The sequence below is a fragment of the Curtobacterium sp. MCPF17_002 genome, assembly GCF_003234115.2.
Classification (GTDB): Bacteria; Actinomycetota; Actinomycetes; order Actinomycetales; family Microbacteriaceae; genus Curtobacterium.
Window position 1 is genome coordinate 2,131,372 of the sequence record NZ_CP126251.1, and the last position, 25,281, is coordinate 2,156,652.

At 71.0% G+C, this 25,281-nt stretch carries 24 protein-coding genes and 1 tRNA gene; 3 read left to right on the plus strand and 22 right to left on the minus strand.

The window, feature by feature from the left end; genetic code table 11:
- Positions 1 to 24 precede the first annotated feature (24 nt).
- Positions 25 to 393, plus strand: a complete 369-nt coding sequence (locus DEJ28_RS09980) for a hotdog fold thioesterase (protein ID WP_111114758.1) — start codon at positions 25 to 27, stop codon at positions 391 to 393.
- 52 nt (positions 394 to 445) lie between these two features.
- Complete coding sequence (locus DEJ28_RS09985) at positions 446 to 829, plus strand: VOC family protein (RefSeq protein ID WP_111114652.1); 384 nt, start codon at positions 446 to 448, stop codon at positions 827 to 829.
- Positions 830 to 838: 9 nt separating this feature from the next.
- On the opposite strand, the gene DEJ28_RS09990 is transcribed toward DEJ28_RS09985, so the two are convergent.
- The 6 genes from DEJ28_RS09990 to exaC form a co-directional block, all read right to left on the minus strand.
- Positions 839 to 1,309: a GNAT family N-acetyltransferase gene (locus DEJ28_RS09990; protein WP_181433624.1), complete on the minus strand. Its 471-nt coding sequence runs from the start codon at positions 1,307 to 1,309 to the stop codon at positions 839 to 841.
- 248 nt (positions 1,310 to 1,557) lie between these two features.
- Positions 1,558 to 2,163, minus strand: a complete 606-nt coding sequence (locus tag DEJ28_RS09995) for an ANTAR domain-containing response regulator (protein WP_022905562.1) — start codon at positions 2,161 to 2,163, stop codon at positions 1,558 to 1,560.
- Between the two features lie 131 nt (positions 2,164 to 2,294).
- Positions 2,295 to 2,376 (minus strand) — tRNA-Leu (locus tag DEJ28_RS10000).
- A 54-nt stretch (positions 2,377 to 2,430) separates the two neighbouring features.
- The gene (locus DEJ28_RS10005; RefSeq protein WP_111114654.1) at positions 2,431 to 3,618 is read right to left on the minus strand and encodes a GAF domain-containing protein; all 1,188 of its coding nucleotides are present in this window, start codon (positions 3,616 to 3,618) and stop codon (positions 2,431 to 2,433) included.
- Positions 3,619 to 3,695: 77 nt separating this feature from the next.
- On the minus strand, positions 3,696 to 4,091 hold the full coding sequence (locus tag DEJ28_RS10010; protein ID WP_111114655.1) for a DUF779 domain-containing protein: 396 nt from the start codon (positions 4,089 to 4,091) through the stop codon (positions 3,696 to 3,698).
- Complete coding sequence (gene exaC / locus DEJ28_RS10015) at positions 4,091 to 5,632, minus strand: acetaldehyde dehydrogenase ExaC (RefSeq protein WP_111114656.1); 1,542 nt, start codon at positions 5,630 to 5,632, stop codon at positions 4,091 to 4,093. Before exaC ends, DEJ28_RS10010 begins: the two co-directional genes overlap by 1 nt.
- A 127-nt stretch (positions 5,633 to 5,759) precedes the next feature.
- Between exaC and DEJ28_RS10020 the strand changes: the two genes are divergently transcribed.
- Positions 5,760 to 6,299, plus strand: coding sequence for an HdeD family acid-resistance protein (locus tag DEJ28_RS10020; protein WP_181433625.1), 540 nt, complete (start codon positions 5,760 to 5,762; stop codon positions 6,297 to 6,299).
- Here the strand turns inward: DEJ28_RS10020 and DEJ28_RS10025 are convergent.
- The 16 genes from DEJ28_RS10025 to rpe form a co-directional block, all read right to left on the minus strand.
- Positions 6,296 to 7,375: a VIT1/CCC1 transporter family protein gene (locus DEJ28_RS10025; RefSeq protein WP_111114658.1), complete on the minus strand. Its 1,080-nt coding sequence runs from the start codon at positions 7,373 to 7,375 to the stop codon at positions 6,296 to 6,298. The genes DEJ28_RS10020 and DEJ28_RS10025 overlap by 4 nt on opposite strands.
- Positions 7,376 to 7,542: 167 nt before the next feature.
- Complete coding sequence (gene pyk, locus DEJ28_RS10030; RefSeq protein WP_111114659.1) at positions 7,543 to 8,988, minus strand: pyruvate kinase; 1,446 nt, start codon at positions 8,986 to 8,988, stop codon at positions 7,543 to 7,545.
- Between the two features lie 143 nt (positions 8,989 to 9,131).
- The gene (locus DEJ28_RS10035) at positions 9,132 to 10,589 is read right to left on the minus strand and encodes a glutamate synthase subunit beta (RefSeq protein WP_111114660.1); all 1,458 of its coding nucleotides are present in this window, start codon (positions 10,587 to 10,589) and stop codon (positions 9,132 to 9,134) included.
- An 86-nt stretch (positions 10,590 to 10,675) separates the two neighbouring features.
- Positions 10,676 to 15,271 carry a glutamate synthase large subunit gene (gltB, locus tag DEJ28_RS10040; RefSeq protein WP_502866924.1) on the minus strand — a complete coding sequence of 1,532 codons (4,596 nt, stop codon included), beginning with the start codon at positions 15,269 to 15,271 and terminating at the stop codon, positions 10,676 to 10,678.
- A 182-nt stretch (positions 15,272 to 15,453) separates the two neighbouring features.
- Positions 15,454 to 16,452, minus strand: a complete 999-nt coding sequence (gene lgt, locus DEJ28_RS10045; RefSeq protein WP_111114661.1) for a prolipoprotein diacylglyceryl transferase — start codon at positions 16,450 to 16,452, stop codon at positions 15,454 to 15,456.
- 183 nt (positions 16,453 to 16,635) lie between these two features.
- The gene (trpA, locus tag DEJ28_RS10050) at positions 16,636 to 17,400 is read right to left on the minus strand and encodes a tryptophan synthase subunit alpha (RefSeq protein WP_220034595.1); all 765 of its coding nucleotides are present in this window, start codon (positions 17,398 to 17,400) and stop codon (positions 16,636 to 16,638) included.
- A gap of 71 nt (positions 17,401 to 17,471) precedes the next feature.
- Entirely contained in the window at positions 17,472 to 18,686 is a 1,215-nt protein-coding gene (gene trpB / locus DEJ28_RS10055; RefSeq protein ID WP_111114663.1) for a tryptophan synthase subunit beta, read from the minus strand.
- A gap of 100 nt (positions 18,687 to 18,786) precedes the next feature.
- The gene (gene trpC / locus DEJ28_RS10060) at positions 18,787 to 19,572 is read right to left on the minus strand and encodes an indole-3-glycerol phosphate synthase TrpC (RefSeq protein WP_111114760.1); all 786 of its coding nucleotides are present in this window, start codon (positions 19,570 to 19,572) and stop codon (positions 18,787 to 18,789) included.
- A 16-nt stretch (positions 19,573 to 19,588) separates the two neighbouring features.
- Complete coding sequence (locus DEJ28_RS10065) at positions 19,589 to 19,828, minus strand: HGxxPAAW family protein (protein WP_181433626.1); 240 nt, start codon at positions 19,826 to 19,828, stop codon at positions 19,589 to 19,591.
- The gene (locus DEJ28_RS10070; protein WP_111114664.1) at positions 19,825 to 20,586 is read right to left on the minus strand and encodes a Trp biosynthesis-associated membrane protein; all 762 of its coding nucleotides are present in this window, start codon (positions 20,584 to 20,586) and stop codon (positions 19,825 to 19,827) included. The genes DEJ28_RS10065 and DEJ28_RS10070 overlap by 4 nt, the downstream gene beginning before the upstream one ends.
- Positions 20,583 to 22,127, minus strand: coding sequence for an anthranilate synthase component I (locus DEJ28_RS10075; RefSeq protein WP_111114665.1), 1,545 nt, complete (start codon positions 22,125 to 22,127; stop codon positions 20,583 to 20,585). The genes DEJ28_RS10070 and DEJ28_RS10075 overlap by 4 nt, the downstream gene beginning before the upstream one ends.
- Positions 22,124 to 22,522: a phosphoribosyl-AMP cyclohydrolase gene (gene hisI, locus DEJ28_RS10080; protein ID WP_111114666.1), complete on the minus strand. Its 399-nt coding sequence runs from the start codon at positions 22,520 to 22,522 to the stop codon at positions 22,124 to 22,126. Before hisI ends, DEJ28_RS10075 begins: the two co-directional genes overlap by 4 nt.
- 7 nt (positions 22,523 to 22,529) lie before the next feature.
- Positions 22,530 to 23,300, minus strand: coding sequence for an imidazole glycerol phosphate synthase subunit HisF (hisF, locus tag DEJ28_RS10085; protein ID WP_111114761.1), 771 nt, complete (start codon positions 23,298 to 23,300; stop codon positions 22,530 to 22,532).
- 8 nt (positions 23,301 to 23,308) lie between these two features.
- Entirely contained in the window at positions 23,309 to 24,148 is an 840-nt protein-coding gene (gene hisG, locus DEJ28_RS10090) for an ATP phosphoribosyltransferase (protein WP_111114667.1), read from the minus strand.
- Positions 24,149 to 24,211: 63 nt separating this feature from the next.
- Positions 24,212 to 24,475, minus strand: coding sequence for a phosphoribosyl-ATP diphosphatase (locus DEJ28_RS10095; RefSeq protein WP_079238914.1), 264 nt, complete (start codon positions 24,473 to 24,475; stop codon positions 24,212 to 24,214).
- Between the two features lie 101 nt (positions 24,476 to 24,576).
- Entirely contained in the window at positions 24,577 to 25,239 is a 663-nt protein-coding gene (rpe, locus tag DEJ28_RS10100; protein WP_111114668.1) for a ribulose-phosphate 3-epimerase, read from the minus strand.
- Positions 25,240 to 25,281: the final 42 nt, after the last annotated feature.

Below are 25,281 nucleotides of genomic sequence, written 5' to 3' on the forward strand. Positions count from 1 at the left end.
GTCGCGAAGCTCGCCGAACGCGGCATGGGCGAACTCGCCGAGAAGATGGGCATGGTCATCACCGAGCTGTCCGCCGAGCGGGCGGTCGGCACCATCCCCGTCGAGGGCAACCGCCAGCCGGTCGGCCTCCTGCACGGCGGCGCGTTCGTCGTCCTCGCCGAGAGCCTGGGGTCGATGGCGGCCACGGTCCACGCCGGTCCCGGCCGGTACGCGGTCGGCATCGAACTGAACGCCTCCCACTCACGGAGCGCCACGAGCGGCCTGGTGACCGGTACCTGCACGGCACTCCACCTCGGCAACACGCTCACCACGCACGAGATCGTCCTCACCGACGACCAGGGGCGGCGCTGCTCCACCGTGCGCATCACCAACATGATCCGCGAAGCCCGCTGACGCGAGCGCTCCACCGAGCCACTGCGCACCGGGCCGTCACGAAGGAGTGACCATGCCCATCAGCGACTGGAAGATCGAGCTCATCATGGTGCCGGTCAGCGACGTCGACCGAGCCCGCGACTTCTACGAGCGCATCGGCTTCTCGATCGACCACGACCAGCGCGTCTCCGACGAGCTCCGGTTCGTCCAGGCGACCCCGCCCGGGTCCGCCTGCTCGATCGCGTTCGGCGAGGGGATCATGTCCCCGGACGTCGTACCGGGTTCCCTGAAGTCCGTCCAGGTCGTCGTGCCGGACGCCGACGAGGCACTCGCGCACCTGCAGGGCCTCGGCGTCGACGCGGTCGGTGTGGACGAGCTGGCGTGGGGCCGGTTCGTCTTCTTCACGGATCCGGACCAGAACGCCTGGACACTGCAAGAGCTCCCGAAGCGCGGCTGAAGCGCCGGCTCAGTCCTCCGGCGGTCGCTGGAGGAGCAGGCGCACATCGCCGAACCCGAGCCGCCGGTAGAGCGTCTCGCCCTCGCTGCTCGAGTGCACCGACGTCCGCTCGACGCCGAGCTCGTCGGCGACGTCGAGCAGTGCGGTGACGAGCCGCTTCGCGACCCCACGGCCGCGCAGTTCGGGGTGCACGTAGACGGTCTGCACGTCGGCCGTCAGCCGCCCCCGCGGCCGGTCCGGCGTCGGCGGCCGCGGGACCAGCCCGAGCCACGCCACCCCGAGCACCCGCCCGTCGCGTTCGGCGACGACGCACCGGTGGGTCTCGGGGTGCGCCGCGGCGAAGGCCGTCATCGCGTCGCGGTAGGCGTCCTGCGTCGCCCCCGGCGTCGCGCCGCCCTCGTCGACGCTCCACCGCCACCGCAGGTCGGCCACCGCGGGCATGTCGTCCGGCCTGGAGGCACGGATCACCACATCGTCCATGCCGTCAGCCTGCCAGACGGCCGGCCTGGTCAGCCCGGTCGAGCGCTTCGTGCGACGTCCCACCAGTCGATCGACGCGTGAGTCGTCGGCTGATGCGCCCGCATGAGATGCGTGCGCATGCTTCGACATCGCACCTGTCGATCGACGCGTGCAGTGTCGGTCGATGCACGCGCTGGACTGTCGGTCTGGCAGCGACGAACGCCGCCTCCCCGAGGGAAGACGGCGTTCGGCGGAGCGTCGGTGAGCGACTACTTCTTGGCGCTGAGCTGCTCGATGATCGCCTTGGCGACGTCGTGCATGGTGAGGCGGCGGTCCATCGAGGCCTTCTGGATCCAGCGGAACGCCTCGGGCTCGGTGAGGCCCATCTTCTCGTTGAGCAGGCCCTTGGCCCGGTCGACGAGCTTGCGGGTCTCGAAGCGCTCGACGAGGTCGGCGACCTCGGCCTCGAGCGTGATGATCTGCTGGTGCCGCGAGAGGGCGATCTCGATCGCGGGGAGCAGGTCGTTCGGCGTGAACGGCTTGACGACGTAGGCGAGGGCGCCGGCCTCGGTCGCGCGCTCGACGAGGTCCTTCTGGCTGAAGGCCGTGAGGAGGACCACCGGAGCGATGTGGTTCTTCGACAGCTTCTCGGCTGCGGAGATGCCGTCGAGCTGGGGCATCTTGACGTCCATCACGACGAGGTCGGGACGGAGGTCGGTCGCGAGCTGCACGGCGGTCTCGCCGTCACCCGCTTCGCCGACCACGTCGAACCCGTTGTCGCGGAGGATCTCCACGATGTCGAGGCGGATGAGCGACTCGTCCTCGGCGACGACGACGCGACGGGGTGCTGTTGCAGTTGCTTCTGTGTCACTCACAGGATGCAGCCTACTAGACGACAGCCGTTTGTCCTGAACGGGACTGGCTTGCGATGTTCCGTGAGCATCTGTTGTACGAGTGGCGGGACGGCGGGTGCCGGTACTGCCCCGAACGCCGTGAGCATCTGTTGTACGAGTGGCGGGACTTGAACCCGCACGCCGTGAGGCAGAGCATTTTGAGTGCCCCGTGTCTGCCGATTCCACCACACTCGCGAGGAGGCCAACAGTACCAGCCCGACCCGCGCCTCCAGGCCGTCACCGACCCGCTCAGCGACCTTCGAGCACCTCGATCGCCGCCACGAGACCGGCCCGTCGCGGCGACCGCCGCGGCAACGCCGCCAGCAGCGCGCGCAGCACGCGCGCATCCGTGGAGCCGTCCGCCGTCCGGGACCACGCCAGGAGCGCGTCGACGCCGCCGTCGGCGACGACGGCCTCGCGGAACCGGCCGCGCACCCGGTCGCGGAGTGCGTCCACTCCCGGTGCCGCCGACCCCGGCAGCACCGGACCGGCGTACCGGTCGACGGCCTGGAGGCGCGCCCCGCGGTCGAGCGCGGACAGCACGCCGTCGACGTCGGTGCGGAGACCGGACACCCGGTACGGGCGCGAGGTCAGGGTCACGCCCGGCGCGGCCGCGGCGAGGACCCGACGCAGGCGGACGACCTCCGCGCGGAGCGTGACCAGCGCACCGGGGTCGCCCCAGACCGCGAGGGCGAGGTCCTCGGCGGCGAGGCCGTCCGGGTGCGCCGCGAGGACCGCGAGGACCTCCGAGTGGCGGGCCGAGAGCTGGACGGTCCGGTACTCGGTGCGGAGGGTGGCGACGTCGGTGCCGAGCAGTCGCAGCTCGGCGACCGCGTTGTCCAGCCGCTGGCCCGCGTGCGGGTGCGCCCCGGGCGGACGGAGCGCGGCGAGGGCGATCTCCGCCTCGGCCGCGGCGACCGTGGCGGTGAGGAGCGGCAGGGTGTGCCGGTCCACCGCGCGGTCGTCGCCGGTGACGTCGAGCACTCCGACCACCGTGCCGGCTCGGTCGTGCACGGGGACGGCGCTGCAGGACCAGCGCTTCACCGCGTTCGCGTAGTGCTCCTCCGACCGGATCTGCACCGGGCGGTCGATCCGGAGCGCGGTGCCCGGGGCGCTCGTGCCGACGTGCTCCTCGGCCCAGTCGGCCCCCGGCACGAAGCCCATGTCCTCGGCGGCACGACGCGCTCCGCGGGCGCCGTCGACCCAGACGAGCCGGCCACCGGCGTCACCGACGGCCACGACGCAGTCCGCCGACCGGGTCTCGTCGAGGAGGAGCCGGCTGACGACGGGCAGCAGCACCGCGAGCGGACCATCGCGCCGTGCGGCGTCGAGCTGGTCGTGGTCGAGTGCGAGCGTCGGGACACCGTCCGGGTCGACGCGGGCCGACCGTTCCCAGGACGCGGCGACGAGCGGACGGAGCGACCCGGGAGCGCGCATGCGTCCTCCGTCCGCGTCGCCCGCCGCACCGTCGCGTCGGGGTGGTCGGCCGCGTCGTCGCGGTCGTCGCGGTCAGCCTACGTCCGGCGCACGGCCGGGACCAGACCGAGATCGGCGAGCTCGGCGTCGTCGAACATCCGCGAGCGGGTGAGGAACCGCTTGCCCTCCGGGACCTCGAGCGAGAAGCCGCCGCCGCGACCGTCGACGACGTCGATCGTCAGCGCCGTGTACTTCCAGTACTCGAACTGCGACTTCGACATGTAGACCTCGACGGGGGCGATCCCGTCGACCTCGAGCGCCCCGAGGAGCACGTCGCCGGGGCCGGTCAGGAACATCCCGACGGGGTAGCACATCGGACTCGAGCCGTCGCAGCAGCCGCCCGATTGGTGGAACATCAACGGCCCGTGCCGTGCGGCGAGGGAGCGCAGGAGCTCCCCCGCCGCCGGCGTGACGGTGACCCGGTCGGTCGTCATCAGAAGAAACCCATCGGGCCCTCGGCGTAGGACACGAGGAGGTTCTTCGTCTGCTGGTAGTGGTCGAGCATCATCTTGTGGTTCTCGCGCCCGACGCCGGACTGCTTGTACCCGCCGAACGCCGCACCCGCCGGGTACTGGTGGTAGGTGTTCTCCCACACGCGACCGGCCTGGATGTCCCGACCGGCGCGGTAGAGCGTGGTGGCCTCCCGGCTCCACACCCCGGCACCGAGGCCGTAGAGCGTGTCGTTCGCGATCGATATCGCGTCGTCGTAGCCGCTGAAGGACGTCAGCGCGAGGACGGGCCCGAAGATCTCCTCCTGGAAGATCCGCATCGAGTTGTCGCCCTCGAACACCGTCGGGGTGACGTAGTACCCGCCGGACAGGTCGCCGCCGAGGTCGGCCCGCTCACCGCCGGTGAGGAGCTTCGCGCCCTCCTGCTTCCCGATGTCGATGTAGCTCAGGATCTTCTCGAGCTGGTCGTTCGACGCCTGCGCCCCGATCATCGTCGACAGGTCGAGCGGGTGCCCCTGCTTCACCGCGCGCACGCGGTCGAGGCCGTCCGCGACGAACCCGTCGTAGATCTCCTTCGCGACGAGCGCCCGCGACGGGCACGTGCACACCTCGCCCTGGTTGAGGTTGAAGAACGCGAACCCCTCGAGCGCCTTGTCGTAGAAGGCGTCCTTCTCCTGCGCCACGTCGGCGAAGAACAGGTTCGGGCTCTTGCCGCCGAGTTCGAGCGTCACCGGGATGAGGTTCTGCGACGCGTACTGCATGATGAGCCGGCCCGTGGTGGTCTCGCCGGTGAACGCGACCTTCCGGACCTCGGGGTGCTGCGCGAGGGGCGCTCCGACCTCGAACCCGAACCCGTTCACGACGTTGAGCACGCCGGCCGGGATGAGGTCCTGGATGAGCTCGATGAGGACGTGGATCGACGCGGGCGTCTGCTCGGCCGGCTTCAGGACGACGCAGTTGCCGGCGGCCAGGGCCGGTGCGAGCTTCCACACCGCCATCAGGATCGGGAAGTTCCACGGGATGATCTGCGCGACGACGCCGAGCGGCTCGTGGAAGTGGTACGCCACGGTGTCGTGGTCGATCTCCCCCGTCGAGCCCTCCTGCGCGCGGATCGCGCCGGCGAAGTAGCGGAAGTGGTCGATCGCGAGCGGGATGTCCGCGCCGATCGTCTCGCGGATCGGCTTGCCGTTCTCCCACGTCTCGGCGACGGCGAGCATCTCGAGGTTCGCCTCCATCCGGTCGGCGATCTTGTTGAGGATGCCGGCTCGTTCGGCGACGCTCGTCCGGCCCCAGGCCGGGAACGCCTTCCACGCCGCCGCGACCGCACGGTCGACGTCGGTGGAGTCACCACGGGCGACCTCGGTGAAGGTCTTGCCGGTGACGGGCGTCGGGTTCTCGAAGTACTGGCCACCGGTCGGCGGGACGTACTCGCCGCCGATGAAGTGGTCGTACCGCGATCGGAACGAGACGAGCGAGCCCTCCTCGCCGGGTGCGGCGTAGCTGGTGGGCGACGGTGCGATGGTCATGGTGGACACCTTTCGACGACTCTGTCGGGGCGCTGGATCCGCGCCTGCCCGCACGCTACGTCGGCGGACGTTGCATCCGGTTGCGCGGTACCGTCGAGACGAGCAGTTCCGACAGGGAGGGGTGCTCGTGGATTCTCGTGCCGTCCGGACCTTCCGGGTGTTCGTCGTCGTCACCGCCGTCGTGGCCATCGCCCTCGGAGTCGTCGCCATCTGCTGGCCGCGCCCGTCGCTCGTCGTCGTCGCGCTGCTCTTCGGCGTCTACCTCGTCGTCGCCGGTGCCCTGCGCGTGTTCGCCGCCGTCCGCGGGCACGGCACGCCGCCGGCCTGGCGATGGACCTCCGGCGTGGTCGGAGCCCTCGTCGGGGTGGCCGGACTCGTGACCCTGCTGGACCCGGCCGTGCCGCTCGTGTTCTACGCCGTCCTCGCCGGCATCGGCTTCATCGTCGAGGGCATCGCGTCGCTCGTCGGCGGGTTCGTCGGACACCCGGGTTCGTCGCGCATCCCGACGGTCGTGAGCGGCGTGCTGTCGATCCTCGGCGGGGTGGTCGTCCTCGTCGCGCCGGGTCTCGCGCTGACGGTCTTCATGGTGTTCTCGGGCATCGCGCTCATCGTCGTCGGAGCCGCGGCGCTCCTGCTCCTGCCGCCCCGGGCAGCGGTCCGCCGCTAGGCGTTCCCCGTCCCGAACAGCAGCCCGAGCCCGTAGGTGACCGCGGCCGCACCGAACCCGATCGCGAGCTGCCGGAGCGCACGGCGGAGCGGCGAGGCGCCGCTGAGCACCCCGACCACGGCGCCGGTGCCGAGGAGCGCGATCCCGACGAGGACCGCCGCGACCGTGATCGCGGGCCAGCCCTCGAGCCCCAACAGGTACGGCAGCACCGGGATGATCGCCCCGGAGGCGAAGAAGCAGAAGCTCGAGATCGCCGCGCTCATGCCGTTGCCGATCGCCTCGTGCTCGTCGACCGGTGCCGTGCTCGTCGTCACGGTGCCGCCGAGGACCTCGGCCGCGTGCGCCTGCGCCTCCCACTCGCTCATGCCCCGCGCCCGGTAGACCAGTGCGAGCTCGTTGGCGTCGACGTCGAGGTCGGCCACGGCGCTGCCGGCTTCCGGGTGCGGCGCCGAGGCGGTCAGGAGCTCGCGCTGCGACCGCACCGACACGTACTCCCCCGCCCCCATCGACAGCGCACCGGCCAGGAGCCCGGCGATGCCGCTCAGCAGGACGAAGTGCCGGTCCGCGCCCGATGCGCTGATGCCGATGATGAGCGCGAGGTTCGACACGAGCCCGTCGTTCGCGCCGAACACCGCCGCGCGGAACGTGCCGGACAGCCGCATCCGGCCGCGGTTCGCGAGGCCGCGGACCACCTCGCCGTGGATCCGCTCGTCGGCCGCCATCCGCGCGGTCGCGTCCTCGTCGTCGGCGTACGGCGAGCGGTCCTCGGCACGCTGCATGAGCGCGAGCACGAACACCGACCCGAACCGCTTCGCCAGGACGGCGAGCACACGGGTGCGGAGGCTGCCCCGCTGCGGACGCCCGGCATCGTCGCCCAGCAGTTCGAGCCAGTGCTGTTCGTGCCGCCCCTCGGCGTCGGCCAGGGCGGAGAGGATCTCGCGCTCCTCGCCGTCGCGTCGGGCGGCGAGGTTCCGGTAGACGGCGGCCTCGGCGCGTTCGTCGGCGAGGTACCGCCGCCATCGGCGCACGTCGGCGCGTCGGGTCGGGGATCCGGTCTGGAGGCTCACAGCACCCATCCTGCCGTCTCCGGACGACAGCGGGTCACCGCCGGAGCCGCCTGTGGACCACCGACGTCGGGTCGCGACCTGTGGAGGGAGAACGCGACAGGGCGCGGACCGGAGGCGACGTGCGCGTGGCGCGCCGTGCCTCCAGTCCGCGCCCTGTCGGACGTCGGACGCTGCGGTCAGTCGCGCACGTAGGCCGGCGCGGCCTCGGCGTGGGCGTCACCGACGCGGTGCACGCGGAGGTCGTTCGTCGATCCCTCGATGCCGGGAGGGGACCCGGCCGTCACGATCACGCGGTCGCCGGGAGCGGCGAGGCCGTTGCCCAGCAGGACGTCGTCGACCTGCGAGAACAGCTCGTCGGTGTGGGTCTTCCGCTCCACGAGGAACGAGCGGACACCCCACGTGAGCGCCATCCGGCGACGGGTCGCCTCGTTCGGGGTGAACGCGATGATCGGCAGGCCGTGACGGAGCCGGGACATGCGGCGGGCGGAGTCGCCGGACTCGGTGAACACGCAGAGGTACGAGGCCTCGGTGAACTCCGCGATCTCGACGGCGGCGAGCGTGATGGCTCCGCCGAGGGTGCGCGGCTTGGTGCCGAGCGGGGCGATGCGCTCGAGGCCGTGGTCCTCGGTGGACTCGACGATGCGGGCCATCGTGCGGACGGTCTGCACCGGGTACTCACCGACGCTCGTCTCACCCGAGAGCATGACGGCGTCGGCGCCGTCGAGGACGGCGTTCGCGACGTCGGAGGTCTCGGCACGGGTCGGGATCGGCGACGAGATCATCGACTCGAGCATCTGCGTCGCGACGATGACCGGCTTGGCCATCCGGCGAGCGAGCTCGACCGCACGCTTCTGCACGATCGGGACGGCTTCGAGCGGGAGCTCCACGCCGAGGTCACCACGGGCGACCATGATGCTGTCGAAGGCGTCGATGATCTCCTCGAGCGCGTCGACCGCCTGCGGCTTCTCGACCTTCGCGATGACCGGGAGGCGCTTGCCTTCCTCGTCCATGATCTCGTGGGCCCGCACGACGTCCGAGGCGTTCCGGACGAACGACAGCGCGATGAGGTCCGCGCCGATGCGGATCCCCCAGCGGAGGTCCGCCTCGTCCTTCTCGCTCAGCGCGGGGACGTTCACGGCGACGCCGGGCAGGTTGATGCCCTTGTTGTTCGAGACGGTGCCGCCGACGACGACCTCGGTGCGGACGCGGACGCCGTCGGTGTCGAGCACGCGGAGCCGGACACGGCCGTCGTCGATGAGCAGCGGGTCGCCCGGCTTGACGTCCTGCGGGAGGCCCTTGAACGTCGTGCCGCAGATCTCCTTCGAGCCGGGGACGTCCTCGGTGGTGATCGTGAAGACGTCACCGACCGCGAGCTCGTGCGGGCCGTCGGCGAACTTCGCGAGGCGGATCTTCGGACCCTGCAGGTCGACGAGGATCGCGACGGGCTTGCCGAGCTCCTCGGCGGCGCGACGGACGTTGCGGTAGTTGGCCTCGTGGACGCTGTAGTCGCCGTGGCTGAGGTTGAGGCGGGCGACGTCGACGCCTGCCTCGATGATCTCCTTGACGGTCTCGTACTCCGACGTTGCCGGTCCGAGCGTCGAAACGATCTTTGCGCGTCTCAATGGATTCCTTCGTGGTGGTGGATGGTGCTGGGGTTTCCGCGCTGTGGGGCCGCGCGGAACGGAACGAGGCCACCAGCACCCTATCGAGTGCTGGTGGCCTCGCACTCACGGGACGGTGAGCATCTGGTGGTGACGATCGGTCATCAGATCGAGATGGCGTGGTCGGTCGCCTTGACCGGCGCGGGCAGGATCGTCGAGCCCTCGAGGTACTCGTCGACCTTCGCGGCAGCGGCACGGCCCTCGGCGATCGCCCAGACGATGAGCGACTGCCCACGGCCGGCATCACCGGCGACGAACACGCCCGGCTCGTTGGTCGTGTAGTCGGCCTGACGGGACACGGCACCCGAGACGGTGGACGGCAGGCCGAGCTGCGGCTCGAGCGTGTCGGTCTCCGGCCCGGTGAAGCCCATCGCGATGAGGATGAGGTCCGCGGGGATCTCGCGCTCGGTGCCGGCCTTCGGGACACGACGGCCGTCGAGGTACTCGGTCTCCGCGACGCGGAGTGCCCGGACCTCGCCGGCGGCGTTCCCGAGGAACTCGACGGTCGACGCCAGGTAGTGCCGCTCGCCGCCCTCCTCGTGGGCGCTCGTGACCTCGAACACGGTCGGGAACATCGGCCACGGCTGCTCGGACGGACGCTCCAGCGGCGGCTGCTTGCCGATCGCCAGGTTCGTCACGCTGAGCGCGCCCTGCCGGTGCGCGGTGCCGATGCAGTCCGCACCGGTGTCGCCGCCGCCGATGACGATGACGTGCTTGCCCTCGGCCGTGACCTGGTTGTCGACCTTCGTGCCGGCGTTCGCCTTGTTCTGCTGGACGAGGTAGTCCATCGCGAAGTGCACGCCCTCGAGGTCGCGCCCCGGGATCGGCAGGTCGCGGGGCACCGTGGCACCGGTCGCGACGACGACCGCGTCGTACCGCGACTTCAGGTCGTCCCAGGTGATGTCGCGACCGATCTCGACGCCCGCACGGAAGCGGGTGCCCTCGGCCTGCATCTGCGCGAGACGCGCGTCGATCTGGCGCTTCTCCATCTTGAAGTCCGGGATGCCGTAGCGGAGCAGACCGCCGATGCGGTCGTCGCGCTCGTAGACCGCGACGGTGTGGCCGGCACGGGTGAGCTGCTGGGCGGCGGCGAGGCCGGCCGGGCCGGAACCGACCACGGCGACGGTCTTGCCGGTCAGACGCTCGGGCGGGTGCGGGGTGACCCACCCGTTCTGGAACGCCTCGTCGATGATCGAGACCTCGACCTGCTTGATCGTCACCGGGGGCTGGTTGATGCCGAGCACGCACGACGACTCGCACGGTGCCGGGCAGAGCCGCCCCGTGAACTCCGGGAAGTTGTTCGTCGCGTGCAGTCGCTCGATCGCCTGGCGGCCCTCGCCGCGCCACATCAGGTCGTTCCACTCCGGGATGAGGTTCCCGAGCGGGCAGCCCTGGTGGCAGAACGGGACGCCGCAGTCCATGCAGCGGCCGGCCTGCCGCTTGAGCGCGCCGGACTCCTGCTGCTCGTAGACCTCTTTCCAGTCCATGAGCCGCACGGGAACGGGTCGGCGGGGCGGGAGCTCGCGCTCCTGCACCTTCAAGAAGCCCTTGGGGTCAGCCACCAGTTACCTCCGCGATGTTGATGCGTACTGCCGGTTCCCGGCCCGAGGGGATGTCGATGCGCACTGCCGGTTCCAGGCTCGAGGGGTCAGCCACCGGTCACCTCCAGGATGCGGTTCCAGACGACGTCGCCGTCCGGGTCGAGGCCCTCGTCGACGGCCCGCTGTCGTGTCTCGAGCACCGCCGCGTAGTCACGCGGCAGCACCTTGACGAAGTCGCTCAGGTCACCGGACTCGAGCAGTTCGGTCGCGAGCGCCGACCCGGTCTCCGCCGCGTGACGGGCGAGCAGGTCGGTGACGATCTCGACGTCGGCGCTGTCGAGCGCCTCGAGCCGCAGTTCGCCGGACGCCAGCGAGTCGGTGTTCACGTGTTCCTCACGCAGCCCGCGGACGTACGCCGTGCCACCGGACATGCCGGCGCCGAGGTTGCGGCCCGTCTCGCCGAGGATGAGCGCGAGACCACCGGTCATGTACTCGAGCGCGTGGTCGCCGACACCCTCGACGACCGCGGTGGCGCCGGAGTTGCGCACCAGGAACCGCTCGCCCACGATCCCGCGGATGAACATGCTCCCCTGGGTCGCGCCGTAGCCGATCACGTTGCCGGCGATGACGTTCTCCGCCGGGTCGAACCCGGACCCGGCGTCCGGACGCACGATGATCTCGCCGCCGGAGAGGCCCTTGCCGACGTAGTCGTTGCTGTCACCGATGAGGCGCAGCGTGATGCCCGCCGGCAGGAACGCGCCGAGCGACTGCCCGGCCGAACCGCGGAGGGTCACGTCGATCGAGCCCGACGGCAGCCCGTGTTCGCCGTGGCGGAGGGTCACCTCGTGCCCGAGCATCGTGCCGACCGCGCGCTCCGTGTTCCGGATCGGCAGGTCGAGCGCGATCGTCCCGCCGTGCTCGAGCACGTCCGCGGTCTGCTGAATGAGCTGCACGTCGAAGTGCTGCTCGAGCTCGTGGTCCTGGTCGCGGTGGTGCCGACGCGGCTCGTCGGCCTCGAAGCGCGGACCGTTCAGCACCGGCTCGAGGTCGAGCCCCGACGCCTTCCAGTGCTGGACGGCACGGTCGACGTCGAGGGTGTCCGCCTGACCGATCGCCTCTTCCAGGGTGCGGAAGCCGAGCTCGGCGAGGAGCTCGCGGACCTCCTGCGCGATGAACTCGAAGAAGTTCACGACGAACTCGGGCTTGCCCGTGAAGCGCTTGCGGAGCTCCGGGTTCTGCGTCGCGACGCCCACCGGGCAGGTGTCCAGGTGGCAGACGCGCATGAGGATGCAGCCCTCGACCACCAACGGTGCGGTCGCGAACCCGTACTCCTCGGCGCCGAGCAACGCGGCCACGACGACGTCACGGCCGGTCTTCATCTGCCCGTCGACCTGGACGACCACGCGGTCGCGCATGCCGTTGAGCATGAGGGTCTGCTGCGTCTCGGCGAGGCCGATCTCCCACGGGGTGCCCGCGTGCTTGAGCGAGTTCAGCGGCGACGCACCCGTCCCGCCGTCGTGCCCGGAGACGAGCACCACGTCGGCGAGGGCCTTCGTCACACCGGCGGCCACGGCCCCGATGCCCGACTGGCTCACGAGCTTCACGTGCACGCGAGCAGACGGGTTCGCCCGCTTCACGTCGAAGATGAGCTGCTTGAGGTCCTCGATCGAGTAGATGTCGTGGTGCGGGGGCGGCGAGATGAGGCCGACACCAGCCGTCGCGTGACGGGTACGGGCGATCCAGGGGTACACCTTCGTCGGGGGCAGCTGGCCACCCTCGCCCGGCTTCGCGCCCTGCGCCATCTTCAGCTGGATGTCCGTCGCGTGGGTCAGGTACATGCTCGTCACGCCGAAGCGTCCGGACGCGACCTGCTTGATCGCGCTGCGACGCTCCGGGTCGAGGAGACGGTCGACGTCCTCCCCGCCCTCACCCGTGTTCGAGCGGCCACCGAGACGGTTCATCGCGATCGCGAGCGTCTCGTGCGCTTCCTTCGAGATGGACCCGTAGGACATCGCGCCGGTGTTGAACCGCTTGACGATGGACTCGATCGGCTCGACCTCGTCGAGCGGGACCGGCTTCCGGGCGTCGCTCTTGAAGCGGAACAGCCCGCGGAGCGTCATGAGCTGCTCGGACTGGTCGTCGACCGCCTTCGAGTACTCGCGGAAGATGTCGTACCGGCGCGAGCGGGTCGCGTGCTGCAGCCGGAACACGGTGTCCGGGTTGAACAGGTGCGGCGGTCCCTCGCGGCGCCACTGGTACTCGCCGCCGGTCTGCAGACGCTCGTGCGAGAGCACCGCGCCGTCCTGCGGGTACGCCTGGGCGTGCCGCTCGGCGTTCTCCTTCGCGATCACCTCGATGCCGACACCGCCGAGGATCGACGACGTGCCGGTGAAGTAGCGGTCGACGAACTCCTGGTTGAGCCCGACGGCCTCGAACGCCTGCGCGCCCGCGTAGCTCGACACCGTGGAGATGCCCATCTTCGACATGATCTTGAGGACGCCCTTGCCGAGCGCCTTGATCACGTTCTTGACGGCCTGCTCCGGCGTGATGCCCGAGATCATGCCCTGGCGCACGAGGATCTCGCACGTCTCCATGGCGAGGTACGGGTTGATCGCCGACGCGCCGTACCCGATGAGGGTCGCCACGTGGTGGACCTCGCGCACGTCGCCAGCCTCGACGATCAGGCCGACCTTCATGCGCTGCTCGGTGCGGATCAGGTGGTGGTGCACCGCCGCGAGCAGCAGGAGGCTCGGGACGGGAGCCTGCTCGGCGTTGCCGTCGCGGTCGGACAGGACGATGAACTGCTTGCCGGACTCGATCGCGGCGTCGACCTCGTCGCAGACGGCAGCGATGCGCTTCTGCATCGCCTTCTTGCCGGCGTCGACGCGGTACAGGCCCTTGATCGTGACCGTGAGGTTGCGGCCGGACTCCGTCTCGAAGTGCTGGATCTTCGCGAGCTCGTCGTTGTCGATCACCGGGAAGTCGAGCGTGATCTGCTTCGCGTGCTCCGGGCCGGCGACGAGCAGGTTGCGCTCCGGGCCGAGACCCATCCCCATCGACGTGATGACCTGCTCGCGGATCGAGTCGAGCGGCGGGTTCGTCACCTGGGCGAACTGCTGCGTGAAGTAGTCGAACAGCAACCGCGGTCGCTGGGACAGCACGGCGATCGGGGTGTCCGACCCCATCGCCCCGAGCGGTTCCGCACCGGTCTGCGCCATCGGACGCAGCAGGATGCGGACTTCTTCCTCGGTGTAGCCGAAGGCACGCTGGCGGCGGGTGACGGAGGCGGGGGTGTGCACGATGTGCTCACGGTCGGGCAGGTCGCCGAGGTTGATGCGGCCCTGCTCGAGCCATTCGCCCCACGGGCCCGACGCGGACAGCTCGCGCTTGACCTCGTCGTCCTCGATGATGCGGCCGGCCTCGGTGTCGACCAGGAACATCCGGCCCGGGCGGAGACGCCCCTTGCGGACGACCTTGCCCGCCGGCACGTCGATGACGCCCGTCTCGGACCCCATCACGATGAGCCCGTCGTCGGTGACGAGGAAGCGGCCGGGACGGAGACCGTTGCGGTCGAGCGTCGCACCGACGACGGAACCGTCGGTGAAGGTGATCGCGGCGGGACCGTCCCACGGCTCCATGAGCATCGAGTGGTACTCGTAGAACGCCCGGAGCTCGGGGTCCATCCCGACCTGGTTCTCCCACGCCTCCGGCACCATCATCGACACCGCGTGCGGCAACGACCGGCCGGTCAGGGTGAGGAGCTCGAGGACCTCGTCGAAGGACGCGGAGTCACTCGCGCCCGGGCTGACGATCGGCAGCAGCGGCGCCATGTCGCCGAGCAGTTCGCTCTGCAGCTGCGACTGCCGCGCGCGCATCCAGTTGCGGTTGCCACGGACGGTGTTGATCTCGCCGTTGTGGGCCAGCGTGCGGAACGGCTGGGCGAGCGGCCACGACGGGAAGGTGTTCGTGGAGTAGCGGGAGTGCACGATCGCGAGCTTCGACGCGAACCGCTCGTCGCTGAGGTCCGGGTAGAACGGCTCGAGCTGCAGCGTCGTGACCATGCCCTTGTAGACCATGGTCCGGCTCGACAGCGACATGAAGTAGACCTCGCTGTCGTGCTCGGCACGCTTGCGGAGGCGGAAGGCCTGACGGTCGAGGGCGATGCCGCTCCACGAGGCGCCGTGCACGTCGTGCCGGGTGGAGGCGACGAACAGCTGCTCGAACGCCGGCATCGCCGCGCGCGCGAGCGTGCCCAGCACCTCGGGACGGACCGGGACCTCACGCCAGCCGAGGACCCGCAGGCCCTCTTCGTGGGCGAGCCGCTCGACGGCGCCCTTCACCGCGTGCCGGTCGTCTTCGTCGACGGGCAGGTAGGCCGTGCCGACGGCGTACTCCCCCGCGGCCGGCAGGTCGAACGCGACCTCGGACCGGAAGAACTCGTCCGGCACCTGACAGAGGATGCCGGCACCGTCACCGGTGCCCGCGTCCGAACCGACGGCACCGCGGTGCTCGAGGTTGCGCAGGGCGCCGAGCGCGGCGTCGACGATGTCGTGACCCGCCGTGCCGCGGAGCGTCGCGACCATGGCGAGGCCGCACGCGTCCTTCTCGTTCGCCGGGTCGTACATGCCGGCGGCGTCCGGGATCGCGGAGAACCGCCGGTGCGGCGGCACGAGAGCTGCGGACTGGGGTGGCTGGAGCGCCATGGGGAACCGTCCTCACGAGGAAGTGGAACAGGGACAGCGGTGGCCCGGTGGTGCGTTCCGCCCGAACGGGCGGGACTGGTGCCCGTGCCCGCCGTCAGTGCGTTGGCCTGGCGGCGTGCGAGGTGTCGGACTCGCTTGTGGCGGGTCCAGAGGAGGTGCTGCTGCCGCGGGAGGGGTGCTTCCTAGACGCGGCCGGTCGCGGTCGTGGTGACCGGATCGGAGTCGGTGACGGCCGCCGGAGCGTCGTCGTCGTTCTCCGACCAGGTGTCGTCCGAGTCTACATCGGACTTCGAGCGCGGCTCGCGACCGGGCAGGTACGGACTCGGCTCCTTGCCGAGGTGCCGCTTCGACTGCACGAGGAAGATGATGATCCCGAGCAGGATCGCGGCGAAGGCGACCCAGACGTTCGTCCGGATGCCGAAGAACGTCTCGCTCGTGTCCACGCGGATCGACTCGAGGAACGCACGGCCGGTGCCGTACCAGACGAGGTACAGCGCCATCACGCGGCCCCACTGCAGCCGGAACTTGCGGTCGAGCAGCAGGATCACGACGACGCCGAGGACGTTCCAGATGATCTCGTAGAGGAACGTCGGGTGGAACAGCGTGCCCTCGGGCAGGCCCTTCGGGTACGCCGCGTTCGAGGACTCGATCTGCAGACCCCAGGGCAGGCTGGTCGGCATGCCGAAGAGCTCGTGGTTGAAGTAGTTGCCGAGACGGCCGAAGGCCTGCGCGAGCAGGACACCCGGGGCGACCGCGTCGATGAACGCGCTGAACCGCAGACCCACCTGGCGGCAGCCGATCCAGGCGCCGACCGAACCCAGGATGAGGGCGCCGAAGATCGCGAGCCCGCCTTCCCAGATGTAGAGGAAGGACAGCGGGTCACGGCCGGGGCCGAAGTAGTCGCTGACGTGCGTGAACACGTGGAACAGCCGACCGCCGATGATGCCGGCGGGCACCGCCCAGATCGCGATGTCGATGATGATCCAGCGCTCGACACCGCGCGCGTTGAGGCGGCGGTTCGCGAGGACGACGGCGGCGACGATCCCGAGGAGGATGCAGATCGCGTAGGCGTGGATGCGGAAGTCGAGCGGCAGCGACCAGCCGAACACGTCGCGCAGCCAGGCCGTGAGGTCGAAGTACTGCCAGGCCGTGCTCGGGCTCGGGATGCTCAGGAGGGGCATGGAGGTGCTGTCGCCTTTCGGTGCTGGCTGGGCGTGCCGACGTGTCGTCGGACCCGCTCACTGTAGCGCGGGACACGACCTGGTCTGGAACCGAGGGACCGGTCCTGTGGAAACTGTGACCGACGGCCGAGCGGCGCTGGGCGTCGGCCGACGGCCGAGCGGCGCCGAGCGTCGGCCGACGGGTCAGCGGCGCTGGGCGCCGGTGGTGAGGTCGGCCGCCCGGTCGGCGACGCCCTGGACGCCGAGGTCGGCCAGCGCACGCACGAACGCGGAGCCGACGATCGCGCCGTCCGCGTAGGCGAGGACCTCGCCGACCTGTTCGGCCGTCGAGATGCCGAGTCCGACACAGGTGCGGTCGACACCCGCGTCACGCAGACGGGACACGACGGTCTTCGCTGCGACGTCGACGCCCACACGGGCACCGGTCACGCCCATCGTCGACACTGCGTAGACGAACCCGCGGCTCGACTGCACCGCCTGGCGCATCCGCGCATCGGTCGACGACGGAGCCGCGAGGAAGACCCGGTCGAGGCCGGTTCGCTCGGAGGCGGCGATCCACTCCGCGCCCTCGTCGGGCACGAGGTCCGGCGTGATGAGCCCGGCGGCGCCGGCGGCGACGAGGTCGTCGGCGAACCGCTCCACGCCGTAGCGGAGCACCGGGTTCCAGTACGTCATCACCAGCACGGGGACGTTCGCCCGCTCGGTGATCTGGTGCACGGCGTCGAACACCTGCGCGACCCGGAAGCCGTTCGCCAGGCTCTCCTCCGCCGCACGCTGGATGACGGGGCCGTCCATCACGGGGTCGGAGTACGGCAGGCCGAGTTCGATGACGTCCACGCCGTTCTCGGCGAGTGCCACCGCGGCGTCGATGCTCGTCTGCACGTCCGGGTAGCCGGCGGGCAGGTAGCCGACGACGGCGCCCGCGCGCTCGGCGTTGGCGGTGTCGATGGCGCTCGCGACGGTCCGGCTCGCGCTCGTCTTGTCCGTGCTCGTCTTGTCCGTGCTCGTCTTGTCCGTGCTCACAGTTGCACCGCGTTCTCGTCGAGGATGCCGAAGTAGCGACTGGCGGACGCGACGTCCTTGTCGCCCCGGCCGGACAGGGACACGAGGATGACGCCCTCGGGGCCGAGCTGCTTGCCGAGCTTCATCGCGCCGGCGAGGGCGTGCGACGACTCGATGGCCGGCAGGATCCCCTCGGTGCGGCTGAGCAGGCGGAACGCCTCCATCGCCTCGCTGTCGGTGATCGGCTCGTACTTCGCACGGCCGATCGACGCGAGGTAGGCGTGCTCCGGCCCGACGCTCGGGTAGTCGAGCCCAGCGGAGATGCTGTGGCTCTCGATCGTCTGGCCGTCCTCGTCCTGCATCAGGTAGGACTTGGTGCCCTGCAGCACGCCCTCGCGCCCGAGCGTGATGCTCGCGGCGTGACGGCCGGTCTCGACACCGTCGCCCCCGGCCTCGAAGCCGTGCAGCGCAACCGACTCGTCGTCGAGGAACGCCTCGAAGATGCCCATCGCGTTCGAGCCCCCACCGACGCAGGCGGCGACCGCGTCCGGCAGCCGGCCGACCTTGTCGAGGACCTGCTGACGGGCCTCTTCACCGATGACCTTGTGGAACTCGCGCACCATCTCGGGGAACGGGTGCGGACCCGCCACCGTGCCGAGCAGGTAGTGCGTCGAGTCGACGTTCGCGACCCAGTCGCGGAGCGCGTCGTTGATGGCGTCCTTGAGGGTGCGCGACCCGGTCTCCACCGGGATCACCTCGGCGCCGAGCAGCCGCATCCGCGCGACGTTGAGGGCCTGGCGTTCGGTGTCGACGGCGCCCATGTACACGACGCAGTCCATGCCGAACAGCGCCGCAGCGGTCGCCGTGGCGACGCCGTGCTGACCGGCACCGGTCTCGGCGATGAGACGGGTCTTGCCGAGCCGCCGCGCCACCAGCGCCTGACCGAGCACGTTGTTGATCTTGTGCGAGCCGGTGTGGTTGAGGTCCTCGCGCTTGAGGATGATCCGCGCACCGCCGGCGTGCTTGGCGAACCGCGGCGCCTCGGTGATGATCGACGGACGCCCGGTGTAGTCGCGCTGGAGCGTGTCGAGTTCTTCGCGGAACGCCGGGTCGGCCCACGCTTCGCGGAAGGCGGCTTCGAGTTCGTCGAGCGCGAGGACGAGCGACTCGGGGACGAAGCGTCCGCCGAAGTCGCCGAAGTACGGCCCGTGCAGGTCACGGAGTGAGGTCACGATGGGTCTCCCGGGACGAGCCCGGCGGACCGGGCTGGGATGGGCGTCGGCTGGAATGGGCGTCGGCTGGGATGGGCGTCGACTGGAACGGGCCTCTGGCTCAGCCGCGGTCGGCGGCTGCGATGAAGGACGCGAGTGTGGCGGCGGGGTCGTCGCCCGTGACGAGCGCCTCCCCCACCAGGACGACGTCGGCGCCCGCGGAGCGGTAGTACGCGACGTCGGCGGGGACGGCGACGGCGGACTCGGCGACACGGACGACCCCGTCGGGGATGCGGTCAGCGAGCGATCCGAACAGGTCACGGTCGAGCGAGAAGTCGGTGAGGTCGCGGGCGTTCACACCGAGGATGCGCGCGCCGGCGTCGAGCCCGCGCGTCACCTCGTCGGCGGAGTGCGCCTCCACCAGCACCCGCATGCCGAGCTCCTCGGCCAGGGTGTGGAGTTCGACGAGCTGCTGCTGCTCGAGCGCGGCCACGATGAGGAGCACGAGGTCGGCTCCCGACGCCCGTGCCTCGATCACCTGGTACGGGTCGGCGATGAAGTCCTTGCGGAGGACGGGTACCCCGACCCGTGCCTTCACGGCTTCGAGGTCGGCGAGACTGCCGAGGAACTTGCGCCCCTCGGTGAGCACGCTGATCGTCGATGCCCCACCGCGCTCGTAGTCGGCGGCGAGGGACGCGGGGTCCGCGATGGTCGCCAGCGGCCCGCGGGACGGGCTCGCACGCTTGACCTCGGCGAGGATCTTCACCCGTTCGCCCGGCGCGAGGAACGCCAGGGCGTCGAGCGGGGACGACACACGGTCGAGGTCGCGTTCGACGTCCGAGTACGGACGGTCGATCTTGCGGGCCGCGGCGTCCTCGAGCGCGCCCGCGACGAGGGTCTCGAGCACGTTCGGCATGCCGGACCTACTCGGAGTGGTGCTTGGGGACGAACTTCGGACCGTCGACGCCGTAGCCCGCCTTCTTCATGACGGCACCGGCGATGAGGCCGATGAGCACCACGCCGGCGGAGACCCAGACGCCCCACGGCTGGTCGAACCAGAAGAACAGCGTGCCGGCCGCGAATCCGATCAACATGATCACGACGGCGGTCCAGGCTGCCGGCGAGTGGCCTTCGCCGAGTTCTGCGGGCTCAGTGTTGCTCACGGTGCTCCTCGTTCTGCTTCGGCGCCGTCGTTCGACCGGCGCCCCTTCGATCCTACCGGGTCCTCCCCGGGTGCCACGGCGGCCTCGCCGCCGTTCGCGGCCTCGTCCTCGACGACGGGTTCGACCCCGTCCCCGGCGTCCACCGCAGCGCGCTCGGTGGGGTCGACCCCGGCGCTGAGGTCGTCCCAGTCGACGACGGCATCCCGCTCGACGGGTGCCGCGGCGCGGGCCTGGGCGGCGGCGCCGCCGGTGGCCGCGCCGTACTTCCGGCTCGGCCCCGGCCACGAGCGTTGCACGACGAGCACGACGACGCCCAGGAGCACGGCGAGCACGCCCCCGGCGATGCCCACCGCGGGCCACGCGGACACGTCGACGGTGTCGACGACCCGGCGGACCGCGGTCAGGTCACTCACGCCGGCGACCTCGCCGACGGCACCCTTCGCGGCCGCGATCGGGTCGCGAAGCGCCGAGATGCCCGACACGACGACGCCCAGGCCGAGCAGGACCTCGACGCTCGCGAGCACGATCCGGACGACCCGTCCGGCGATGGTCATCGCGAGGAACAGGGCCAGGCTGGCGATGGCCAGGGCGGTGTACTGCGGCACGACCGCCGCCCCGTCGGCGTCGACCCGTGCGGTCACGGCGGCACCGGCGTGCAGGTGCACCGTGAACCAGGTCTGCGTCCACGCGAGCATGATGATGCCCGCGACGGCGAGCCCCGCGACGACGACGAGCGGGCGGGAGCGACGGGCGTTCACGAGCGCACCTCGCGCATCCGGTTGGCGGTCGCCACGGCACGGAGCGGCGCTGCGGCCTTGTTCACGGCTTCGACGTGCTCGGTCTCCGGGTCGGAGTCAGCGACGAGTCCGGCCCCGGCCTGCACGCGGGCGACGCCGTCCTTGATGAGGGCGGTCCGGATCGCGATCGCGAGGTCGGCGTCACCGGCGAAGTCGAAGTAGCCGACGACACCGGCGTACGCACCACGCTTGGCGGGCTCCAGCTCGTCGATGATCTCGAGCGCGCGGGGCTTCGGCGCACCGGACAGGGTCCCCGCGGGGAACGTCGCCCGGAACACGTCGATCGCCGACGCGTCCGGTCGGATCGCACCCTCGACGCTCGACACGAGGTGCATGATGTGGCTGAACCGCTCCACCGTCATGAACTCGGTCACGGCGACGGTGCCCGGCTCGCACACCTTCTGCAGGTCGTTGCGGGCGAGGTCGACGAGCATGAGGTGCTCGGCGCGCTCCTTCGGGTCCTCGAGGAGGTCCTCGCCGAAGCGGACGTCCTCCTCCGGGGTCGCCCCACGCGGACGTGACCCGGCGATCGGGTGCGTGATGGCCCGGCCGGCCTGCACCTTCACGAGGGCCTCGGGCGAGGCGCCGACGATCCAGAAGCGCTCGTCGGCGGTGTCGGCCAGCGACAGGAAGTACATGTACGGGCTCGGGTTGAGCGTCCGGAGCACCCGGTAGACGTCGAGCGGTTCGGCGGTCACCTCGTGGTCGAACCGCTGCGAGATGACGACCTGGAAGACGTCGCCGTCGCGGATGAAGCCCTTCGAGCGTTCCACGGCGGCCATGTACTCGGCCGGGGTGGAGCGGTGCGTCGGCGTCGGCTCGGCGATGTCGAACGCCTCGGCCACGGTCGCGATGCTCGGCACGACGAGGTCGCCCTGCATCCGGTCGAGCCGGGCCTGCGCATCCGCCCAGAGCACCTCGGCGTCGTCGGTGCCGTCGTTGAGGACGCTCGCGACGAGGAGCACGAGCCCCGTGCGGTGGTCGAGCGCGGCCATCTCGGACACGAACGCGAGCGACTGCCCGGGGACGTCGAAGTCCGCCGGGGGCACGTTCGGCAGGTGCTCGAGCTGGCGCACTGCTTCCCATCCGATGAACCCGACGGTGCCGCCGACGAGCGGCGGGGTGCCGGGGATCCGCGGGGTCGCCCAGCGCTCGTGCAGGCGCGCGAGGACCTCGAGCGGCTCGCCGTCGAGCGAGTCCACGGCGCGCGACGCGGGGATGCCGGTGTCGATCCACGCGGCGCGGTCGCCGTCCTGGGTGAGCACGCCGAAGCTCCGCACGCCGACGAACGACCAGCGCGACCAGAGGCCGCCCTGCCCCGCCGACTCGAGCAGGAACGAACCGGGACGGCCGTCCGCGAGCTTCCGGTAGACACCGACCGGCGTCTCGCTGTCCGCGTAGAGGGCGCGCACCACCGGCACGACGCGGTGGTCGCCGAGCAGGCTGTCGAACTCCGGCCTGGAGGTGGTGTGCGGCTGGTCCGAGAGCGTCGCGGTGGTCATCGGGTCGGCTCCACTGCCACACCGGCCGGGGCAGACGCGGTCACGGGATCGAGGGGGTCGACGTCGAAGCACCGGTGTGCACCGGTGTGGCAGGCCGCACCGACCTGGTGCACGGTGACGAGGAGCGTGTCCGCGTCGCAGTCCAGCGCGGCGCCCCGGACGTACTGGGCGTGACCCGAGGTGTCGCCCTTCCGCCAGTACTCGTTCCGTGAGCGGGACCAGAAGGTCACGCGCCCCTCGGTGAGGGTGCGGCGGAGGGCTTCCCGGTCCATGTAGCCGAGCATGAGGACGTCCTTCGACGATTCCTCCTGCACGATCGCGGGGAGCAGCCCGTCCGCACCGAACCGCGCGCGGTCGAGGACCGCGTCCGTGCTGGTACTGGTGCTGTCGGTCATGAGACTCCTAGCGTACGGGCTGGCCGGCCGCGCGGAGCGCGGTCTTCACGTCGCCGATCGTCAGCTCGCCCCGGTGGAAGACGCTCGCGGCGAGGACCGCATCCGCGCCCGCCTCGACGGCGGGGGCGAAGTGCTCGAGCCGACCCGCGCCTCCGGACGCGATGACCGGCACCGAGGACACCGCACGGACGGCGGCGACGAGCTCGAGGTCGAACCCGTTCTTCGTGCCGTCCGCGTCGATGGAGTTGACCAGCAGCTCCCCCGCCCCGCGCTCGACGGCCTCGCGTGCCCACGCGACGGCGTCGAGGTCGGACTCGGTCCGACCGCCGTGCGTCGTCACCACGAAGCCGGACGGCATCCGTTCCGAGCGCTTGATGTCGAGGGACAGCACGACGGCCTGCGCACCGAACCGGTCCGCGATCTCGCCGACCAGGTCGGGGCGGGCGATCGCGGCGCTGTTCACGCCGATCTTGTCCGCGCCGCACTGCTGCAGCCGGGAGACGTCGTCGACGCTCCGGACCCCACCACCCACGGTGAGCGGGATGAAGACCTGCTCGGCGGTGCGGGTCACGGTGTCGTACATCGTCGAGCGGTTCTCGACCGTGGCGCCGACGTCGAGGAACGTCAGCTCGTCCGCGCCCTGCTCGTAGTAGCGCGCCGCGAGCTCCACCGGGTCACCGGCGTCCTGCAGGTCGAGGAAGTTCACGCCCTTCACGACCCGGCCGCCCTGCACGTCGAGGCACGGGATGACCCGGACCGCGACGCCGTCGTTGGTCACGGGCGTCGTCACAGACGTGCGGCGTGGATCGGGCTGACGAGGATGGCGCGGGCGCCGAGGTCGTACAGCGCGTCCATGATGAGGTTGGCGTCGTCGCGCGGGATCATCACGCGCACCGCGGACCAGTCGCGGCCGTGCAACGGCGACACCGTCGGCGACTCGATGCCCGACGCGACCGCGGTGGCCTGTTCGAGGAGCGCCGTCGGGATGTCGTAGTCGAGCATCACGTAGCCGCGCGCCACGAGGACGCCCTGCAGCCGGCGACGGAGGACGTCGATGCCCGGGATCGACTCGTCGGTCGAGATGAGGAGCGCGGTCGACTCGAGGATCACCGGGCCGAAGATCTCGAGCCCGGCGGCACGGAGGGTGCTGCCCGTCGAGACGACGTCGGCGACGGCGTCGGCGACGCCGAGTCGCACGGCGCTCTCCACCGCGCCGTCGAGCTTGACGAGCGTCGCGGTCACGCCGTGGTCCGCGAGGAAGGCACCGACGAGCCCCGGGTAGCTCGTCGCCACCCGCACCCCGTCGAGGTCCTGCAGCGAGCTGTAGCGCCCGGGGGTACCGGCGAACCGGAACGTCGAGTCGGCGAACCCGAGCGCGTCGACCTCGTGCGCCGCCGACCCGGAGTCGAGGAGCAGGTCGCGGCCGGTGATGCCGACGTCGAGCGCGCCGGAGCCGACGTACGTGGCGATGTCGCGCGGCCGGAGGAAGAAGAACTCCACCCCGTTGCGCTCGTCGAGGAGGTGGAGGGCCTTCGGGTCGCGACGACCGGCGTACCCGGCCTCACGCAGCATCTCGGAAGCGGTCTCGGAGAGGGAGCCCTTGTTGGGCACGGCGATGCGGAGCATCAGGGGGTCTGCTTTCTGTGGGAGAGGTCCGGGACGGTCGGGGCCGGCGCGGGACGCGCCGTCCTACAGATGTCGCCAGACGTCCGCCGGGGTCAGGCCCTTCGCGATCATGAGGACCTGCAGGTGGTACACGAGCTGCGAGATCTCCTCGGAGGTGCGCTCGTCGCCCTCGTACTCGGCCGCCATCCAGACCTCGGCTGCCTCTTCGACGATCTTCTTGCCGATCTGGTGCACGCCGGCGTCCAGTTCGGCGACGGTGCCGGAGCCCTCGGGGCGCGTGCGCGCCTTCTCGGTGAGCTCCTGGAACAGGTCGTCGAACGTCTTCACGCCGACCAGGCTACCGTCACCGGCCGACTCCGCCGACGTACCGTCCGGACGGGAGGCGCGGCTCGCCTCCGCGACGCCGGTCACGTCGACCGCATCGTCCGTCACGACCGCGCGGCCGCTGCCGCCGCCTCGCGGAGGTCCGCGATCCGGGCCGCCGGCTCACCGCCGTACACGGCCGACCCCGCCACGAGGGTGTCAGCGCCGCTCCGCACGGCCTCGGGCACCGTGTCCACCGCGATGCCGCCGTCGACCTCGAGCCACACGTCGAGGCCCGAGGCGTCCACGGCCGCGCGGGCGTCGGCGAGCTTCGGCATCACCGACGGCATGAAGGACTGGCCGCCGAACCCGGGCTCCACCGTCATGAGCAGGATCATGTCGTACGCGTCGAGGTGGTGCAGGACCTGCGTGATCGGGGTGCCGGGCTTCACGGCCACGGCCGCGCGGGCACCGTTCGACCGGATCGCCGCGGCCGTCGCCACCGGGTCCACCGCCGCCTCGAAGTGGAAGGTGACGCTCGACGCACCGGTCTCGGCGTACTTCGGGGCCTCGGTGTCGGCGTCCGTGATCATCAGGTGGACGTCGAGCGGCACCGGCGACACCTGCTGCAGGCGCTGCACGATCGGGAGCCCGAGCGTGAGGTTCGGCACGAAGTGGTTGTCCATCACGTCGACGTGCACCAGGTCGGCGGTCTCGATGCGGTGGAGCTCGCGCTCGAGGTTCGCGAAGTCGGCGGACAGGATGCTCGGCGAGATACGGATCGTCACCGCACAAGCCTACCGGCGCGCACCTCGGCCAACGCGTGGTGC